This window comes from Lactobacillus xujianguonis, assembly GCF_004009905.1.
Lineage (GTDB): Bacteria > Bacillota > Bacilli > Lactobacillales > Lactobacillaceae > Lactobacillus > Lactobacillus xujianguonis.
Genome location: NZ_ML136879.1, coordinates 34,468 through 53,060 on the forward strand (window position 1 = coordinate 34,468; position 18,593 = coordinate 53,060).

General features: G+C 41.4%; 19 protein-coding genes and 2 pseudogenes. 15 read left to right on the forward strand and 6 right to left on the reverse strand.

Going from position 1 to position 18,593, the window contains the following annotated elements:
• Positions 1-3 precede the first annotated feature (3 nt).
• From cydD to ubiE, 3 genes are read left to right on the forward strand one after another with little or no spacing between them, the layout of a single operon-like run.
• Positions 4-1,722, forward strand: coding sequence for a thiol reductant ABC exporter subunit CydD (gene cydD / locus EJK17_RS04970; RefSeq protein WP_103661348.1), 1,719 nt, complete (start codon positions 4-6; stop codon positions 1,720-1,722).
• On the forward strand, positions 1,712-3,463 hold the full coding sequence (gene cydC / locus EJK17_RS04975; protein ID WP_103661349.1) for a thiol reductant ABC exporter subunit CydC: 1,752 nt from the start codon (positions 1,712-1,714) through the stop codon (positions 3,461-3,463). The genes cydD and cydC overlap by 11 nt, the downstream gene beginning before the upstream one ends.
• The gene (gene ubiE / locus EJK17_RS04980; protein ID WP_103661350.1) at positions 3,464-4,186 is read left to right on the forward strand and encodes a bifunctional demethylmenaquinone methyltransferase/2-methoxy-6-polyprenyl-1,4-benzoquinol methylase UbiE; all 723 of its coding nucleotides are present in this window, start codon (positions 3,464-3,466) and stop codon (positions 4,184-4,186) included.
• Here the strand turns inward: ubiE and EJK17_RS04985 are convergent.
• A complete protein-coding gene (locus EJK17_RS04985) occupies positions 4,166-5,155 on the reverse strand; it encodes a polyprenyl synthetase family protein (RefSeq protein WP_127796252.1) in 990 nt (329 codons plus the stop codon). The two genes, ubiE and EJK17_RS04985, sit on opposite strands and share 21 nt — an antisense overlap.
• 54 nt (positions 5,156-5,209) lie before the next feature.
• On the opposite strand from EJK17_RS04985, the gene EJK17_RS04990 reads away from it, so the two are divergent.
• From EJK17_RS04990 to EJK17_RS05020, 8 genes and pseudogenes are all read left to right on the forward strand, one after another.
• Entirely contained in the window at positions 5,210-6,109 is a 900-nt protein-coding gene (locus EJK17_RS04990; protein WP_103661352.1) for a prenyltransferase, read from the forward strand.
• A 104-nt stretch (positions 6,110-6,213) separates the two neighbouring features.
• Positions 6,214-6,585: a hypothetical protein gene (locus tag EJK17_RS04995; protein ID WP_103661353.1), complete on the forward strand. Its 372-nt coding sequence runs from the start codon at positions 6,214-6,216 to the stop codon at positions 6,583-6,585.
• 18 nt (positions 6,586-6,603) lie between these two features.
• On the forward strand, positions 6,604-8,148 hold the full coding sequence (locus EJK17_RS05000) for an ABC-F family ATP-binding cassette domain-containing protein (RefSeq protein ID WP_103661354.1): 1,545 nt from the start codon (positions 6,604-6,606) through the stop codon (positions 8,146-8,148).
• Between the two features lie 16 nt (positions 8,149-8,164).
• Positions 8,165-8,938 carry a threonine/serine exporter family protein gene (locus tag EJK17_RS05005; RefSeq protein WP_103661355.1) on the forward strand — a complete coding sequence of 258 codons (774 nt, stop codon included), beginning with the start codon at positions 8,165-8,167 and terminating at the stop codon, positions 8,936-8,938.
• Between the two features lie 2 nt (positions 8,939-8,940).
• Positions 8,941-9,411, forward strand: a complete 471-nt coding sequence (locus EJK17_RS05010; RefSeq protein ID WP_103661356.1) for a threonine/serine exporter family protein — start codon at positions 8,941-8,943, stop codon at positions 9,409-9,411.
• Positions 9,412-9,675: 264 nt separating this feature from the next.
• Positions 9,676-10,755: a Fic family protein gene (locus tag EJK17_RS05015; protein WP_168180739.1), complete on the forward strand. Its 1,080-nt coding sequence runs from the start codon at positions 9,676-9,678 to the stop codon at positions 10,753-10,755.
• A gap of 433 nt (positions 10,756-11,188) precedes the next feature.
• Positions 11,189-11,395 (forward strand): annotated as a pseudogene (locus tag EJK17_RS12130) (PBECR4 domain-containing protein); the annotation flags it as partial.
• A pseudogene (locus EJK17_RS05020) lies at positions 11,355-11,654 on the forward strand (PBECR4 domain-containing protein); the annotation flags it as partial. The pseudogenes EJK17_RS12130 and EJK17_RS05020, both read left to right, overlap by 41 nt.
• A 91-nt stretch (positions 11,655-11,745) precedes the next feature.
• Here EJK17_RS05020 and EJK17_RS05025 read toward each other — a convergent pair.
• Positions 11,746-12,459 carry a C39 family peptidase gene (locus tag EJK17_RS05025; protein WP_127796253.1) on the reverse strand — a complete coding sequence of 238 codons (714 nt, stop codon included), beginning with the start codon at positions 12,457-12,459 and terminating at the stop codon, positions 11,746-11,748.
• A 144-nt stretch (positions 12,460-12,603) separates the two neighbouring features.
• Here EJK17_RS05025 and EJK17_RS05030 point away from each other — a divergent pair, with 144 nt between their 5' ends.
• Entirely contained in the window at positions 12,604-13,155 is a 552-nt protein-coding gene (locus EJK17_RS05030; RefSeq protein ID WP_103661359.1) for a hypothetical protein, read from the forward strand.
• A gap of 69 nt (positions 13,156-13,224) precedes the next feature.
• Here EJK17_RS05030 and EJK17_RS05035 read toward each other — a convergent pair whose 3' ends face one another.
• Both EJK17_RS05035 and nrdI read right to left on the reverse strand, forming a co-directional pair.
• Positions 13,225-14,157, reverse strand: a complete 933-nt coding sequence (locus EJK17_RS05035) for a ribonucleotide-diphosphate reductase subunit beta (protein WP_103661360.1) — start codon at positions 14,155-14,157, stop codon at positions 13,225-13,227.
• A 2-nt stretch (positions 14,158-14,159) separates the two neighbouring features.
• Positions 14,160-14,606: a class Ib ribonucleoside-diphosphate reductase assembly flavoprotein NrdI gene (gene nrdI, locus EJK17_RS05040; RefSeq protein WP_127796256.1), complete on the reverse strand. Its 447-nt coding sequence runs from the start codon at positions 14,604-14,606 to the stop codon at positions 14,160-14,162.
• 116 nt (positions 14,607-14,722) lie between these two features.
• Here nrdI and EJK17_RS05045 point away from each other — a divergent pair, with 116 nt between their 5' ends.
• Positions 14,723-15,343, forward strand: coding sequence for an LVIS_2131 family protein (locus tag EJK17_RS05045; RefSeq protein WP_103661361.1), 621 nt, complete (start codon positions 14,723-14,725; stop codon positions 15,341-15,343).
• 18 nt (positions 15,344-15,361) lie between these two features.
• On the opposite strand, the gene EJK17_RS05050 is transcribed toward EJK17_RS05045, so the two are convergent.
• Positions 15,362-16,867, reverse strand: coding sequence for an O-antigen ligase family protein (locus EJK17_RS05050; RefSeq protein ID WP_103661362.1), 1,506 nt, complete (start codon positions 16,865-16,867; stop codon positions 15,362-15,364).
• 81 nt (positions 16,868-16,948) lie between these two features.
• Positions 16,949-17,260, reverse strand: a complete 312-nt coding sequence (locus EJK17_RS05055; protein ID WP_103661363.1) for a DUF2187 domain-containing protein — start codon at positions 17,258-17,260, stop codon at positions 16,949-16,951.
• Positions 17,261-17,355: 95 nt separating this feature from the next.
• Between EJK17_RS05055 and EJK17_RS05060 the strand changes: the two genes are divergently transcribed.
• Positions 17,356-17,904, forward strand: a complete 549-nt coding sequence (locus EJK17_RS05060) for a guanylate kinase (protein ID WP_103661364.1) — start codon at positions 17,356-17,358, stop codon at positions 17,902-17,904.
• A gap of 167 nt (positions 17,905-18,071) precedes the next feature.
• On the forward strand, positions 18,072-18,557 hold the full coding sequence (locus EJK17_RS05065; RefSeq protein WP_103661365.1) for a C40 family peptidase: 486 nt from the start codon (positions 18,072-18,074) through the stop codon (positions 18,555-18,557).
• Positions 18,558-18,593: the final 36 nt, after the last annotated feature.

Sequence of the window (18,593 nt, forward strand, 5' to 3'; positions counted from 1 at the left end):
AGAATGATTGATCGACACCTTTTTGAACTTGCTGGTGCCAATGCAATTACAAGAAGACTTGCAGTACTTGAGGTTCTGCAAGCCTTTTTGATTATTGGGCAAGCGCTATCACTAAGTGCAGTATTAACTAAATTATGGCAGGGTCATGCCATTGATTGGTTATTGTTGCTTTCTTTCGCGCTTTGCTTTGCTGGTCGACAAGGGCTCGACTGGCTTAGAGGTATCTGGCTAGATAAATATTCTGGACAAGTGACTGAAGAATTACGCCAAAAATTATTGACTAAGGTCTTCAATGAAGGCCAAGCTTTAGTGCAAAAGCAGGGGACTGGTAGTTTAATTACCATGGCCTTAGACGGAATTGATGAAGTTCGTAACTACATCAAGTTAGTCTTTAGTAAAGTCTTGACGATGATGGCCGTACCCGTCTTTGTCTTTGTCTGCATGCTCTTTTTGAATTGGCAATCAGCTTTAATCTTGCTGGTCATGTACCCGTTAATTGTCTTATTCATGATTATTTTGGGTTATGCGGCCCAAGCAAGAGCCGAAGCGCAGTTTGGTAACTTCCAGCGTTTGTCCAATAACTTTATTGATTCCTTGCGCGGAATTGATACTTTGAAGTATTTTGGCTTAAGTAAACGTTATGCCAAGAGTATTTTTAAAACGAGTGAAAACTTCCGCAAGAAGACCATGTCTGTCTTGAAAGTGGCAATGCTGTCAACTTTTGCTTTGGACTTTTTCACTACCCTTTCGATTGCGATTGTGGCAGTCTACTTAGGTTTTGGCTTGATGAATGGCACGGTGCAATTATTCCCGGCCTTGGGGATTTTGATTTTAGCACCAGAATACTTCTTACCAATTCGGAACTTTGCCAATGACTTCCACGCAACGCTGAACGGGAAGAATGCCTTTCACCGCATTAATGATTTACTCAAGATGCCAAAGGAAAAGGCAGCCGAGATCGATTTAACTAGTTGGCAAGCAGACGATGAATTAGAGCTGAAGGACCTTAACTTTGAATATGCCGATGGTCCTGAAATTGGTCCAGTTTCGGTCAAAGTTAAAGGTTACCAAAAGATCGGAATTGTCGGCATGAGTGGTTCTGGTAAATCAACCTTGATTAACCTCTTAGCTGGCTTCTTAACGCCAAATGCGGAGCAAATTAGGGTGCAAGGCCACACGGCGGACACGATGAACATCCCAGCTTGGCACAAGCAATTAATTTATATTCCGCAACATCCATATGTCTTTACGGCGACTTTGCGGGAAAATATTGCCTTTTATACGCCAGAAGCTAGCGAAGCAGAAATCAAAGAAGCCATTCACGTGGTTGGACTTGACGACTTGTTAGCTGAATTGCCTAAGGGCTTAGACACCATGATTGGTCAAGGTAAGCGGGTCTTGTCAGGTGGACAAGTGCAAAGAATTGCCTTAGCCCGGGCCTTCTTAGACCAAGAACGGCGGGTCATGATCTTCGATGAACCAACGGCTCACCTGGATATTGAAACAGAAATTGACTTAAAAGAGCGGATGTTACCACTAATGGAAAAGCACTTAGTCTTGTTTGCGACCCACCGTTTGCACTGGCTCAGACAAATGGATTATATCTTGGTCATGGACCACGGTAAGTTAGTGGAACAAGGAACCTTTGATGATTTAACGAAGAAAAATGGTTACTTCGTCAAGTTAACCCAAGAAATGCGAGGTGAAAGCGATGCTCGATAGAATTCCAATTATTCATTCTTTAAAACATGATCACTGGGTGAAGCCCTTTTTACAGCGGTATCGTAAAACCTTAATTTTAGCGATCTTTCTTGGAATCTTAACCTTTATCTGTGGTGGGGGCTTGATGTTCTGTGCTGGTTACTTGATCAGCCGGGCAGCAACCCACCCAGCCAACATTTTGCTAATTTATGTGCCCATTGTTTTAACGAGAGCCTTTGGGATCTTCCGACCAGCAGTGCGCTATTTTGAACGGTTAGTTAGTCACAACTGGGTCTTGAAAATGACTTCTAAGTTCCGGCAAAAGCTCTATGATTCTTTGGAACAAGATGCCGTGTTCTTCAATAGTAAGTATCAGTTAGGGGACATTTTGGGCCTCTTGTCTGATGATGTTAGTCACATTCAGAACTTATACTTACGGACGATTTTCCCAATGATGGTGGCCTGGGGCCTGTATGCTATTATCGTGGTCGGCGTCGGGATTCTGTCACCACTGATGGGTTTATGGCTCTTACTTGTCTTTTTCTTGATGATTTTTGCCATTCCATTTTGGTCAGTGATCATTAATGGCGCGCGCCAAGCTTATCAAAAAGAATTACAGGATGAGCTTTACACTGATTTGACTGATAATGTCCTTGGTGTCACCGACTGGGTCCTTTCTGGTCGCGGGCAAGAATACTTAGACTTGCACGTTAATAGTCAGAAGAAGTTAGTGGAAGTCCGGAAAAAGATGAACCAATTTGGCCGCTTACGTGACTTTTGCTTACAATTATTGTTCTTGTTAATCATCGTTAGTATTGTCATCTGGGCTGCCGGAAAGTTTGGTGGTCACTTTGGTCCGTTAACGAACTGGATTGCCGCCTTTGTTTTAACTCTTTTCCCATTAAACGAAGCTTGGGCACAATTACCAGCCGCAGCACAAGAGACGAATGTTTACCAAAAGTCCTTGGTCCGTTTAAATAATTTACCTGAACCAAGTACTGAGAAAAATCCTGAAATTGCGCTTAAAGCGCCTTATGAATTAAAATTAACTGATGTGCACTACACTTACCCGAAGACTACAAAAGAGATCTTGCGGGGGGTAAATTTAACGATTAAGCCAGGTGAAAAGTTAGCCATCTTAGGCCGCAGTGGGGCCGGAAAGAGTACTTTAGCTGCTTTACTGCGGGGTGACCGCCAACCTAATGAGGGTAGCGTCTTATTAAACGGCATTCCAACCGCCAAGTTTGGGGACCAAATCACCAAGTACTTCAGCGTCATTAACCAAACGCCATACTTGTTCAATACCACGATTGCTAACAACTTACGCTTCGGGAATGAAGAAGCCACTGACGAGCAATTATGGGATGTTTTGCGCCGAGTGGGGTTAGATGAAATGGTTTCTAACTTGCCTCAAGGCCTAGAGACGAAGGTTGATGAAGCCGGACTGCGTTTTTCAGGTGGGGAACGGCATCGTCTAGCCTTAGCGCGGGTACTGCTCAAGAATACGCCAATTGTCTTACTTGATGAACCAACCGTTGGCCTTGACCCCATTACTGAGCAAGCAGTGATCAACACCTTCTTAACCCAACTGCAGGATAAGACCCTAATTTGGATTACCCACCACTTGCAAGGGGTTGAGCGCATGGATCAAGTGGTCTTTATCGAAAACGGGCAAGTGTCAATGCAAGGCAGTCCCCAAGAATTATGGGAGACTGAAGCTCGCTATCGTCAATTAAAGAAAGCAGATGAAGGACTTGAGTAAATGTCATTAACTAACAAATTCTCTGAAGAAGAAGTCAACGCCCTCTTTAGCCGGGTGGCACCTAAATATGATGTGATGAATAATTTCGTCAGTTTAGGCGTGCAAAATATCTGGCGCCAGCGCTTTATACATCAATTAAAGTTAACGCCCCAGTCTACTTGCCTGGACTTGTGCTGCGGGACGGCCGATTCGACTATTGCCTTAGCTAAGCGGGTTAAGCTGGCCGTCGGGCTCGACTTCAATGCCGACATGCTTAAGCTGGCGCAAAAGAAAATTAAGCAAAAGAACTTGCAACCAAAGATCAGATTAGTGCAAGGGGATGCGATGAAGCCGCCGTTTGCACCCAATACCTTTGACTGCATTACCATTTGCTTTGGCTTGCGCAATGTGCCTGATGCTGGTAAAACTCTGCAGGCGGCTTATCGGCTGTTAAAACCAGGTGGGCAAATGGCAATTTTGGAAATGTCACAACCTACACAGCCACTAATTAAAAAAGCTTGGCGTGGTTACTTCAAGCTGTTCCCATATTTTGCCAAGTTAACTAAGGCCCATGTCGGCGACTACCAATATCTGTCCAAGACCAGTCAGGCCTTTCTAACCGCTGAGCAATTAAAAAAGCTCCTGGAGTCTTCTGGCTTCACCCAAGTAAAGGTGACGCCGTTAACTCTAGGAGTAGGTGCGATTCATATTGGCTTGAAGCCATTAGATGCGCCGAGTAAGTAATTGATCGGTCATTTTAATTAAGATTGTACGGGCTGAGCTTTCCGGCAGCGTCATTAAGGCTGCGATCGCTTGGTCCGTATATTTTTTAGCTAATTGTCGACTCTTGTCGATGGCGGAGCTGTTCAGAATAATCGTTTGCACAGCTTTAATGTCATCCTTGGTCATTTCCCGCTTTTTAGCAAGTAAGGGCACTAATTTTTCATTAGCTGCCTCATCTTGCAAAGCCACTAAGAGTGGTAAAGAGTAAACCCCAGTCACTAAATCTTCTAAGACGGGTTTATTTAATTTGGTCCCACCGGTATAATCAAGGATGTCATCAATAATCTGAAAGGCGATACCGATATTTTCGCCAAAACTGGCCAAAGCGCTGATGCGGTCGGCACTTGCGCCACTGAAAAAGGCTCCTTCTTCGGCAGCCAGCTTGAATAAAGCTGCCGTTTTACCTTTTACATCGGCTAAATAATCATTGAAAGTTTGCTTCATGTTAAAGCGTTCATCCATCTGCCCTAGTTCACCATTCAGGACGGCATGCATGGTTTGAGCGTTTTTAACTAGGTATTGATGATTGTCAGTGGCTTTAAGCATCAGGTCAAAGAAGTGGGTGAAGAGTAAATCACCGGCGTAGACCGCGATATCTTTGCCAAAGCGGGCTTGAATACTGATCTTGCCGCGGCGCCTGTCAGAGTCATCGATAATGTCGTCATGGATTAAGGTGGCCATGTGCAAAACTTCAATCGAACTAGCTAATTGGATAATGGTAGTTGAAGTTTCCTTTTCGGGCATACTTGCTTTACCAGCCAAAATTAACATACTTGGCCGCAGGTACTTGCCGCCATTATCAGCCATTGCTAGCAGCGCATTTTGTAAGTCGGCATAGGAAGTTTGAATCGTGTCCATAATACATTGATTGACTTTTTTTAGTTGTTTGCTAATTAAAGGATATTGATGCCACGGTTGAAATGTTTTCATTATTAAATAAGTCTTTCTATAAATTTTTTGTAACTTTGAAAGGAAGTTAAGTAAATGTCCTTGAGTGTCTTTTTAGAATTAATTGAAATTAAGGCTAAGACGGCCAGCGTCATTCCCTTCTTACTAGGGATGTGCTTTAGTCAGTATTATTTCCACCAGCTTAATTTAGGCCTGGCCATTGTCTTCTTTATCGCCATGTTCTTGTTCAACATGGTAGTAGATATGTTTGATAATTATAGCGATTATTATCACGCTGATAGTGCTAGTTATCAACAGCAGACCAACATCATCGGCCGCGAGCATATCTCACCTAAGCTGGTTTTAACCTTGATCATTAGCTTCACCGTTGTTTCAGCTTTATTAGGCTTGTGGCTGGTAACGAAAGCCGGCTTGCCAGTTCTTTGGATGGGAATTTTCTGTTTTGTCATTGGCTATTTATATTCATTTGGTCCGCATCCGATTTCTAGTTTACCCCTAGGTGAACTAGCTTCTGGCTTCACCATGGGCTTTATGATTGTCCTGCTGAGCGTTTATATCAACGCCTACCAAGTCATGACTTGGGACTGGGGGACGCTGGGTCGAATCTTCCTCGTTGCCTTAGCCGATGAATTGTGGATTTCCAACTTGATGCTGGCTAATAACTTGTGTGATGCCCAAGAAGATGAGGACAACCACCGGACGACCATTATTCACTTTATTGGTAAAAAAGCGGGCCTCATTGACTTTGCCGTCAAGAACGTTTTAGCCTTTACCATCATTTTAATCTTACCATTTTTAGGCCTAGCACCTAAAACAGTTTGGTTAACATTTTTAATTGTACCGTTCGTTTACAAGCAGAACAAGATTTTATTCAAGAAGCAAGTTAAGACCGAAACCTTTAGTACCGGGGTTAAGATCCTATTGGTGGGTTCGGTCACGCAACTAGTAACCTTCTTTATTGGAATGTTGTTTTAGAAAGTGAAAAAAGTGAATTTCAGAAGAAATTCACTTTTTTTCTTCTTTTCTGCTCTTTTTCAAGCTAAGATAGGAAGTAAGTATTTTTTAGAAAGGGAAAATCAATGAAAAAACAGTCACTTTTTCCAGTCATTTACGGCCTCATTTCGGCTTTGATTTCCTTTATTGCTGTCTTCTTCGTCTGTGTGCGGAGCTTCCGGCTGCAATTGCCAAGCAGTATTTTAATTGCCGGCATTTTAGCCATCTTTTTCTTTGGGCTGTCATATTTCCGCGGACATGCTAGCGTCGAGATCAAGCGCATTACTGCGAAGTATCAATTAACTGACCAAGATTTGGCGCAAATTACCGGATTGAAGGCTAGTGATTTTCCCATTTATCATAATCAGTTGCAGCTAATTTTGCCTAAGCGTTACTGGCCCAGAATTTTAGATGCTTTACAAAAATATGAACAACAGCGCGAACAAGTAGAAAAGTAATGAGGATGTGAAAAGAATTTGAGTTTACTGACGGTTAAGGATTTAAGTCAAAGCTTTATTGATAAGACTCTGTATGAAGATGCCAGTTTTGTCTTAAATAAAGAAGATCACATGGGGGTTACTGGTCAAAACGGGGTGGGTAAGTCTACCTTGATCAAGATTTTGACTGGTGAAATTATCCCTGATGATGGACAAGTTAAGTGGCAAAATAAGGTCGATGTCGGCTATCTCGACCAGTACGCCAAGCTGGTGCCAGGGGTGACAATTCGCGGCTTTTTGCGGACCGCTTTTGATCACTTATACCAAAAAGAAAAGGAATTAAATGAGCTCTACACCAAATACGCGGAAAACGGCGATGAGGTCTTACTGGAAAAAGCCGGTAAGGTGCAGACTTATCTGGAAGAAAATAATTTCTATGATCTTGATACGGAAATTGAACGCGTAGCTTCAGGACTGGGGTTAGCTGAATTGGGCTTTGATCATGATGTGTCCAAGCTTTCTGGGGGTCAACGCTCCAAGATTATTTTGGCTAAGTTGCTCTTGCAAAATCCTGATGTCTTAGTCCTGGACGAGCCGACTAACTACCTCGATGTTTCCCACATTGATTGGTTAGTAGACTACTTAAATGACTTTGATGGCGCCTTTATCGTCGTTAGTCACGACTATGACTTTTTAGGCCGGATCACTAATTGCATTATTGATATCGACTTTGGGACCATCACCCGTTATACCGGGACTTTAAAGCAGGCGATGCGGCAAAAAGCCGCTAACCGCGAAACTTACTTGAAGGCTTATGCTAACCAACAACGCAAGATCGCGAAGACGGAAGCTTATATTCGCAAGAATAAGGCTGGTACGCGAGCTAAAAGTGCTAAGTCACGGCAAAAGCAGTTGGATAAGATGGATATTTTGAATCCACCGAAGAACAACCGTAAAGTCCACTTTGAATTTCCTTATGTGGCTACGGCCTCGAACTTACTCTTGCAGACGCAGGACTTGGTCATTGGTTACGATCAGGCTTTGGTGAAGTCAGCTTTTAACTTCTCTGTTGGTGGGGATGAAAAAGTCGCCATTACGGGTTTTAACGGAATCGGGAAGACGACGCTTCTGAAGACCTTACTGGGTCAATTAAAGCCGATCTATGGCTCCTTTGAATTATCCGTCACGGCTAAACTGGCCTACTTCAAGCAGGATTTAACTTGGCCTAACGGCAACATGACCCCGCTGCAGTATTTGCAAGAAGAGTTTGAACGCAAGAAGCCTAAGGAATTGCGACAAGCTTTAGCGAGAATGGGCTTAACGGCGCAACAAGCCATGAGTCCGTTAAAGGAATTGTCCGGGGGTGAACAGGAAAAAGTTAAGTTAGCTAAGATGCAATTTGAGCCAGCTAACTTGCTCTTCCTGGATGAACCAACTAACCATCTCGATAACGATACTAAGGATGCTTTAAGAAAAGCGATCGTTAACTTCCCAGGTGGAGTCATTATTGTTTCCCACGAAAGAGACTTCTTCCGTGGCGATTGGGTTGATAAGACCATTGATTTGGAAAAACTCAATGCTTAACTAATAGGTAAAAATTATGTCTAATCAACAGGATGCCAAATTTTACCAAGAGGTACTTGATATTTGTTTAAATGCCGGCCGGCTGATGATTGAAGGCGGTAGTGAAATGTACCGGGTCGAAGATACCATGTTGCGCATTGCGAAAAATGCCGGGGTGGAAGATCCGCGGGTATTTGCGACGCCCACTTGTGTCTTCATGAGTTTAGATGGCGGGGATTTGTCACAGATGAAGCAAATTCGCGACCGGAACATTAACTTGGAATTAGTCGATCGGGTTAACGAATTATCACGGCAATTTGCGGTGAAGAAAATCTCTTTATCTGAATTAAGACAAAAAATTATTGATGTAGCAACAGCCACGCCAACTTTTCCCTTGTGGCTGCAAGTCTTAGGGGCGGCTGCTTTAAGTGCTACCTTGATGGTCTTGTTCATGGATGACTATGATTGGGTCGATTTTCCCGCCGCAGCAGTAGTTGGAGCAGTCGGCTACTTAGCTTATGTCTACTTCAAACGTTTCACCAATGTCCGCTTTTTGTCTGAGCTAGTTGCGGCCATGGTCATGGGATTAGTGACAGTGGGGATTACTCACATTTTTCCAGCTATGATCACCGATAATATCTTAGTCGGAGCTTTGATGACTTTGGTTCCAGGCTTAGCTTTAACTAACGCCTTGCGGGACTTGTTCATGGGCGATTTGTTGTCTGGAGTTGTCCGTTTGTTTGAAGCCACCTTAACTGCCTTAGCGCTAGGTGGTGGGGGCGCAATTGTGATTAAGTTTTTGGGGGCCTGAAGATGCCATTTTGGTTAGAAATAATTATCAATATTGCCTTTTCTTACATTGCTTCGGTGGGCTTCGCCTTAACCATTAATGTCCCGCACCGCGCCTTGAACTTAGCTGGGATTAGCGGCATTGTTGGTTGGATGGTCTATTGGTTTGCGGCTCGTGCCGGGATGGGGCGAATGCTGTCCAACTTGATGGGAGCTTTTATCATCGGCATTTTAGGGCTAATTTTTGCCCGAATTAAGAAGTGTCCTGTGACTGTCTTTAACATTCCAGCTTTAGTGCCACTTGTGCCAGGCGTACCCGCTTATCAAGCAGTGCGTGCCCTAGTTAATGGCGAAGTTTTCAAAGGGGAAGCAGCCATTTTGCGCGTAGCGATAGTGACGTGTGCCATTGCCTTGGGGATTTTGTTATCAACGATGATTACCGAAATGTTTTACCGAACTAAAAAATTTTACAAAGCCAGAAAGAATAAGTTATAATACTGGCTGACGAGTCGATAAAACAACGCGAGATGCGTATATTTTGAGATAGAGGACATCTGACTTGAATGTCAAAGCACGGGAAGTGCCGATGTTGGGCAACTCTTGATGTGAACAAGACGTCCCACCGATATTTTTTAATATGGGCCTTGAGTTAGAAGAGCGAACCTTTCCATGGGTTTGCTCTTTTTTCTTCATCAAATTCGTAGTCATTACTGGTTATTCGTAGTCAAATTAGGTAAAATGACTAAGAAAGAATGTTCGATGACGAAGAAAGAAGGGAAAATCGTGAAGCAATTTGATTATCAAACTTTAAATCACTTAGCGTTGAACAGTGAAATTGTAAAGAAGTTAACGACCATTTATCAATTGCGTGGTGAAACTAGTAGTTATGCAATTGATTATCATGAAGAATTACAAAAGTTAGTAGAAGTTGCGAAGATTCAAAGTACTGATGCTTCCAATCGAATAGAAGGGATTTTTACTTCTGATTCACGGTTAAATAAAATCATGTCGGATAAGGTTGAACCTCATAATCGTGACGAGAAGGAAATTGCTGGTTATCGTGATGTCTTGAGCTTGATTCACGAGAATTCTCAGTACATGCCGATTTCAACGAGGACAATTTTAGGGATGCACAATATCTTGTTTAAATATTCTGGTGACAGTTGGGGCGGTAAGTTTAAAGATATTAATAATAAAATTATTGCTAAGTATGCAGATGACCATGAAGAAATTAGGTTTAATCCACCGGAAGCTTTTTTAGTACCAGATTTAATTGATCAATTATGCAACAGCTATAATCAAGCAGTTAAAGATGAGAAATTTTCGCCGTCAATACTGTCAGCGGCTTTTGTCTTCGATTTTGTCTCGATTCACCCTTTTCGTGATGGCAATGGTAGAATGTCTAGATTATTAATGTTGCTGACGATGTATCAACTTGGCTTTGAAGTTGGGAAGTATATTAGTCTGGAAAAAATTATCGAAAATAGTAAAGAGAGTTATTATGAGGCCTTAGCTGCTAGTTCACAGGGATGGAATGATAATCAAAATTCTTATACTGCCTTTGTTGATTATTATCTAGGCGTAATTGTAAAAGCGTATCGTGATTTAATTGAGCGCATGGGGTTAGTTCATAATCAAACGCATAAATTAGCGGCAGATAAGTTAATTTTGAAGGTTTTGCAGCAACAGTTGAAGCCGTTGTCGCGTGCAGAATTAGTTGAATTAATTCCGCGTTATAGTCAAACGACAATTCAGCGTAATCTAAAAAAGTTACGTGATGAGAATAAAATAAAAATTGTTGGTGCAGGTAAAAATACTAAATACGTTCTTAGTCATTAGCATCTTATTCTTAGTCATTTTACCCAATTTGACGAAGAAAGAATGTTCGATGACAAAGAAAGAAAAACACTCAGTGAAACACTTGTGCGTAGGAAAATAATCAGTTATAATATAGACAACAGGAATAAATCCTAATGAGTGGTCGGCTCATCAATAATCTGATACTTAATTCAGGACATAAGGGCCTGACGGGTCGCGAGGACCAAAACTAAACTCGATACTGATTCAGGACGTAAGGGCCTGACGGGTGGCAGACACCAAAACTAAACCGACCGTAATGAGTTCACATATAACGTGTGAACTCATTTTTTTTGGAGAGAATGATGAGTAACAAAATATATTATCGAAAACTAAAACGAAAAGAATATGCAGCAATACGACGTAGTATAAGCAATATTTATCGTGCTGCTGCGATACAACTTTTCTTAATAAAACAATTACGTTTTATACTAGAAACACTTCAATTTCTGTAATTGCTAATAATACTAATTTTATGCATTTGTGTGGAATTTATTATCTAAGAGGCAGTAGTCACTTTTTTGAAGATGCAAGAGACGAAAAGATTGATTTAAGAAAAGTATTAGTCAAAAAAAGACGGTACTACTTTTCAGAAATTACAGGTTTTAAGTTCTTTTCCTGATTTAATAAGCAAAAATGTCCGTTTAACCAATAAAGGCAGATCTCTACTGCTAGATTATGACTATGCGTTAAGAACACGTCGACAAGTTTTAGCTTTAACCTTAATTGATCGGGATGACCGTTTTCATGCAATTCCACAATCATTGCTGAATTTACATAAAATGAAAAAGTTTGCACAAGGTGAACCAGTAATCAAGATTGAATCTAAGAAGTTTAATTCAAATGAAGTTGAAGTACTCTTTGACAGATCTCGAAATTAAAAAAATACGCAAAAATAGCACAAGCAAAAAGCCCTAAAGGTGCATAGTTGAGCACTTTTAGAGCTTCTTTTTATCTAAAACTATCAACCACTTACTTCACATAAATCGCTTGCTTGCCTTGCTGATTATAACTATCCTGCAAGCCGCGCCACGAAACCGCCTTATTCTTGGCCCCATACGGATCATTGACGTAAATGACGCCCTTGTCCTTATTGTAGCCAGTAATCACACAAGCATGTGAAGAGGGCGTCACATGAACTTCACCTTCATCAGTATCCCAGGTTTGCATATCACTAACCTTGGTAAAACTCAAAGTCGTAATAATCATCACGGGATGGCCATCAGAGACCAGGTGCATAATTTGAATAAAATCGCGCCCACTGGCATTCTCAGCCCGCTTCGTGTATTGCCTTGCTAAATGATAGAGGGGTTGATTATAAACGCACCAGCCGCCATTTTGCTGGCTCATTGACCCGACAAAGCCCAAGTTAGGGTTGCCGCGCTTGCCATCAGCTGTTGTCAAAGGCTGGTGAACAATTTTTTCTGCCAGTTCGTTAGGTGTCACCTTGATCTGGTAGTAGTTCGGGAGCATCGCCAGCGAAGTGACTTCACAGCCGTTAGGTAAATCCGGAAATTGATTAAACAAAGGCACATTTAGCTTCTGCTTCGGCTTCAAAGTCATTTCCGCAATCTGGTCATTGCTTTGACTAAGTTGATCTTCAATGTGGCGCCAGTTGATGACCAGCAACAAAAGAATTATTAATAAGATGATGAAGAGCGAAGAAAGGGTGAACTTGAGCCGCATTTTTTTCTTCTGCCGTAATTGTGTTCTAGTATCCATGAGAACAATTAAAGCATGTTTTCGTGGAAAAAGAAAATTGTATTTCTTGCTTGAATCAGTTACAGTTAGATAGAGATAAAGAAAATTAGTTTACGAGGAAAATTTGTTTTGAAAATCAACTTACAAGATTTAACCGAAAAAATCGAAAACCAAGATTATCTTCAAGACCTAGAAACAGTTAAATACGGCGACATTAGTAAATCAAAAACTAAACTTAAAGGCTACGCCGAAAAGATGATTAAGGAAACGGTCACTGGCATTAAGCACAATTCACTGGTGCAAGTGCAACTCGCCGTGGCTGGCCAACGTCCCGTAACTTTTGCCTTGGAGACGAATATTATCAACTTGCCTTACAGCAATTATAAGAAGGTGGCTAACTTCTTTGATGAAGGACCAGAATATCCGGTCAATGTGTATTTTGAAACCATCTCCGATTACATTAACGTGTCCAAGTTCAGAATCGATGAATTAGCTAAAGATAGCGAACTCGTTGCCGATCCTGATAAATATGTGGATTTGTTAACAGATGCCATGGTGGAAAAGCTCAAAGTCGTGCGCGAGTACCAAAAGCCGGAGCCTAAGCCAGCTGCCAAGAAGACCACCACTAAAACTACCAAAAAGAAATCCACAGCAAAAAAGCGGACAACAAAGAAAAAATAGTTAAAAAACACAAAAAAAGTAACAGCTTGTACACAGATGTGTATAAAGCTGTTACTTTTTGTTTTCCACTTATTTATTTTCGTGGAACTTAGTCAAAGTGTTAGCGTTGGAGTAGAAGAAGAAGTCTTCAAAGTTGGCGCTCTTGATTAACCCTTTTTGGATAGTTTCACTCAAACTATCAGTATCTTCTGGATACGGGGTTGGATAACCCAAGTTCATGAAGTTCTTATTGATCGTGTAGTGGAAGTAATGCTTAGCATCATCAGTTGAACCAAGCTTACCGTAGAGTTTATCAATGTGCTTTTCCATCACTGGGGCAATTTCTTTAATAAAATCATTCGTCCAAGTTTCAAAGTTCTTCTGCTCATCGGCCGGCTTGTCAGCTGTTTCCAAACGGAACTTAACTCCAGGATACATGGCGTTAAAAGAAGTACTGCGGACAGCTAATTTTAATAACTCTGCACTTCTTACCAACTTACCCTGTCCGAACAAATAAGTTGGACCGTAGAAGCCAATGTGGTAGAAGGCCATTTCCGTGAAGGAAAGGACAATCTTCTTTTGCCAAGCAGCGCCGTTTTCATAAATGTCGATTAACTTGTGGGCTAAGGTTTGTAATTCGTCTTGGTCATTAGCCCAATCAAAGTAAGAGTTAATCTTCAGCGGATTAGCTAAGGCTTGAATTAAGTTTGAGTAACCCTTGTTGGCAATTGATTCCAAATAGTTCAAAGCATTGAACACAGAATACTCTTGTGGCGTAACCGCATCTTTTTTAACTGCGCTGTCACCAATCTTCACTTGGATGGTTGACATAAAAGCTAGAGAAGCTAAAGCCTTCAAGAAGGCATCTTGGATCTCAGGCGACAATTGTTTAAAATCTGGTTTATCTTCACTAACTGGAATCCGTTCAGGTTCCCAAATAAAGTCGTTTAAACGTGACCAAGCTGAGTAATCAACTCGATTTGGAATCTTGTTCCAGTTAATTGCTTCAAATTTTTCAGTCATTTTTACCTATAATCACTCAAAAAGCTAATATTTCCGCGTAATTCCTTCGGCTTCTCAACTTTTCTAGTAGTCGTTTCACCAGCGGAAAGTTGCTTAACAATCTTACGGACATTTTGGACGTCTTTCTCCGTACCACTAAATTCCAAGAGGTATAGTATCGGAACGTTCAAAGTAACCGAGATTTTCTTGGCGGTTTGTGCAAACAAATCGTTGAAGTTTCGGTTACCACAGCCACTCAGTCCTATTAACAGTTTCTTATTATCTTTGTAATTCAGGAAGTCAACAAGTGAATCCATCATGAAATCCTGGTAGGAAGGCGTAATCAAAATAAATTTTTCCTTCATGTCGTACTGTGGAAACTCATCGGTAATTTCATGAGCTTCAAGGCCAGTTTTCACGCCGAACTTTTTCGTTTGTCCTGTAATTGAATAAAATGCTATAGCTACCATAATCTTACCTAATATATCTGTCATGCGACAATTACATTGCACACTTTCTAGTATATATCTAAGTATTCAAAAAAGTGCGCTTTTCACTTATAATTAATTTAATAGGAGGAATTGCCATGAGTTGGAACTTACTAGGCGTTTTACTATGGGTAGTCATTATTTTGTACTTGGTCTTTATTGTGCAAAATATTCGCCGGCGCCGGATTAAGATGATCATTAAGCAGCATAAGCGGTTCACTTGGATGAATTTTGGCATTGATTTGGCCGAAATTGTCATCTTTATCGTGGCCCTGGTGGGGATGTTCAACCTCTGCGTGTGGGACAATCCAGACCTCGAAGATAATAGTCGGATTAGCGCTAATATTAAGTATGAACCCTTGGTGATGAATACGGGGACGGGTAATTCTAGTTATGTCACGGTGAGCTCAGCGAAAAAGAAGATGGGCTCGCAGACTTATACTTACTACCGGCCAGGCTCGAAGACGACGGTGTCGGGCAATGATGCGTCCATTGTTTACGGCGAGCATCCTAGTGATGTCAATGCGGCTCGGATTCCTTACCAGAAGAAAAAGTTGAAAGCCATGGATCAAAAATATCAACGCGCCTATGTCGCCATCTACACCGCCAGATATAAGAAAAACTGGCAAAATGGCTTGGGGATGCACGCTGGGAGATTGGCCACTAAATATTATTTAATTAGAGTTCCTGATCAAAGTTTCATTAAGCAAGTTAAATAAAAAGAGTTGAGCAAAGGCTCAACTCTTTTTCTGTTTCATCTGAATTAACAAATTTCCTTCGACAAAGGCCAAGATGAAGCTGGCCGTTAAGAAGTCCATCACGTTACCGGAGAAGAAGGCTGCGGCTAACATGAAGATTACGGCTGCTAAGAGCGAGGAATTCAAGTAGGTGCGTAGTTTTTTACTAGTTAGCCACTTATAAACGCCGTACAGCATGAAGACGACATAAGGGCCGATGAAGAGCACCATCCCGATCCAGCCCAAGGAGTAGATCTGGGAGGTAAAGTCCCGCTCTAGGTTAAAAATATTGGTCTCCCGCGTGTAAGAAATGCCGAGGAACTTATCTAACTTGTTGTTGTTAGTGGCCACCACCCGGTTTAACATTTCTTGTTCCAAGTGGCGGTTCTGCATCCGAGTTTGTCCATCTTCGCGCATCACACCGAGCCAGAATTCGGGGTCATATTGGTACGGATAGGACTTGAAGACAAACTTTTTGTTCAAGGCATAAGCTTGGTAATTTTCTTTAATAAAATTACGTAAAAATTCTTTCCGTTTGGCGCCATGGTATTTCTTTAGGCCCGCGTTTAACTCTTGATTTTCTTTCGTTAAATCATGATCAGACTGCTGAGCCAAGTAAATTTCGTAATTGTAACGTTGAATGGCTGGGCCAAAGGGTAAGATTCCGCAAGCCGCAATTTCAATGATCAGGGCCGTTAATAGGGCCTTCAAGTTCTTCTTGATGTTTTGGAATAAGAAGCGGTGCACTAAGTAAAGTAAAATCCCAATAATAATGCCGCCGAGTAAACCGATCGCTGCCACTTTGGTTCCTAACTCAATCATGGCTAGGGCCTGCACGCTGGTTAAGGTCACGATCTGCCAATTATAGTGGCTGAACAAGTAGTAGAGCATGAGCGGTAGCAACATGAACAGAACTGCCGAAACCATGTTAGAGAAGTTGAAAAAGCCCTTTGAGGCCATGTGAGAATAGCCGATGTTAGGGTTGAAAAACCATTCAAAGATGTTGGCGGAAATAAAGCCCGTCTCGTAGGAACGTAAAGAAATGACGAACAAGTTGGTAACCACGATCGTGCCGGAGAACAGCCCAGAGATGGTCATGATCACTTGCCGTAATTGCTTTTGGTTAAATTCCAATTCTTTGACAAAGTAAATCACCAGCAGGGGCAAGACCATCCGCACTAAGTAGAACAATTCGCTAACTGTGGAATAGTTGTAGTCATTGGGATTAACGCGGTTGAAGTCTTTAACATGCCACAAGTGCAAGAGCGAATAGATGACTAATAAGGCAATATAGGCAATCAGCCACTTGTCCCGGCCGAGCTTTTGCCAGTTTTGTTTCTGACTGAAATACAAGCCGAAGATCACCAGCATGGCTAAGATCCGGATAATGGTTGGCAAGGTGAAAGGCAAGACTTCCGCTAACTTGCCGTTATAGAACCAGTACAGGTCTAAGAAGGGCTGAATGAGAATAAACCAAAATAAAATGGTGCGTGTTTTTTCTTTCATAAATAACTCCCTAAAAATCTCGTTTCTCAATTTTAGGCAAAAAAATAGCAGGGATGCAAGTCCCTACTAAAATTTAACGTATTATTTTTTACTACTCTTTTTCTTAGTCTCGGTTTTCTTTTCTGTATCCTTCATGCGTTCAACCTTAACTTCATTAGTAGCAGCAGTCTTACTGTTCTTAGCAGCCTTACCTGGCTTTAAGTTCTTGAAGTTAACAACGATCTTATTGTTTAAATCGCTAATGGCGGTTTCGTCAACGGGATCATAAGAAGTAATCGCTAAGAGAGCGGAATTTTCGTAAATCTTTTCAACTTTGCCTTGGAATGGCTTTTTCAATTCTTCTTCGGATTTACCTGTAAGAATGGCGCCCAATTTAACACTTGATTTTTTCATTGACTCGGTCTTCCTTCCCATTTTTAATTCGTTCTTTTACAATAGTAGAATACTATTATAAAAATTGTATTTTTACAAGGGAAGTAACCTCCATAATGAAGAAAATTATTTTAATTGCTGGTCCAAGTGGGGCGGGCAAGACGACAATTTCTAATTATTTACAAAAAAAATACGGCATTCCGCGGGTCATTACGCACACCACGCGGCCGATGCGAGCAGGCGAAGTTGATGGAAAAAGTTACTATTTTGAAACAGATGAGAGCTTTGCTAACTTGCACTTTTTCGAACATGTAAAATACGGCCCTCACCAGTATGGCTCTAGTAAAGAAGCTTTAGACAAGGCCTGGCAAGAAAGTGACCTCGTTTCCTTAATTGTTGAGATTAACGGCGTGAAGTCATATTTGGAACAATTAGGTTCAGAAGTGTACTTTCTTTACATTACAACTTCGACCAGGGATGAATTACGTGAACGTTTAATTGCCCGCGGGGATGATGTGAAAAGTGTCAACGAACGCTTATCTGGCGCGCAATTGAACGACTTGCCAAGTGACTTAAAACCAGCAGCCCATATTTTAATTAATGATTCTTGGGAAAAAACAACTAAGGCGCTAGATGCGATTGTAGCAAGGCTTCAAGGCAAATGATTACTAAATATTTCACTCCTTGTATTCTTTCTTAACGTGATGGTAGTTCTTTTGAAACATTCGTGTAACATTCAGCCGGTATTATATAAATCGTTGATTGATACAAAAGCAATTTGTTATCACAGAAATAAGAAAATTAAGAACAGAAATCAAGGAGAGAAATAATTTTGAGTTTTAAACGTAATTTAGTTAAGTTCGCAGCAGTTTTATTAGTCTTTTTAACTGGGGTTTCCGCAATTAACATCCCAACTACTAACAACACTGTTCAAGCCGCTGAAAATGATTCCAAAGACGACAAACGTGACGCAATCGTTAAGCTTGCTAAGAAGCAAGTAGGTAAGGGTTACGTTTACGGCGCTACTGGTCCTTCAGCCTTTGACTGCTCAGGCTTAGTTCAATACGTTTACAAGAACGCTGCCGACACTACTTTACCAAGAACTACTTACGCACAAGTTAATGTTGGTAAGAGTGTTTCAATGAAGAAGCTTAAGAAGGGTGACCTTTTATTCTGGGGTTCTGCTAGTGCTCCTTACCACGTAGGTATTTACGTTGGTAACAACCAATACGTTCACGCCGCAACTCCAGGCCAAGGCGTTATCAAGCAAACCTTAAGTGGTTACTTCTACCCATCAGCAGCTAAGCGTGTTTTATAAGATTGAGTCTGAAACTGAATAACAACTAAATAACAA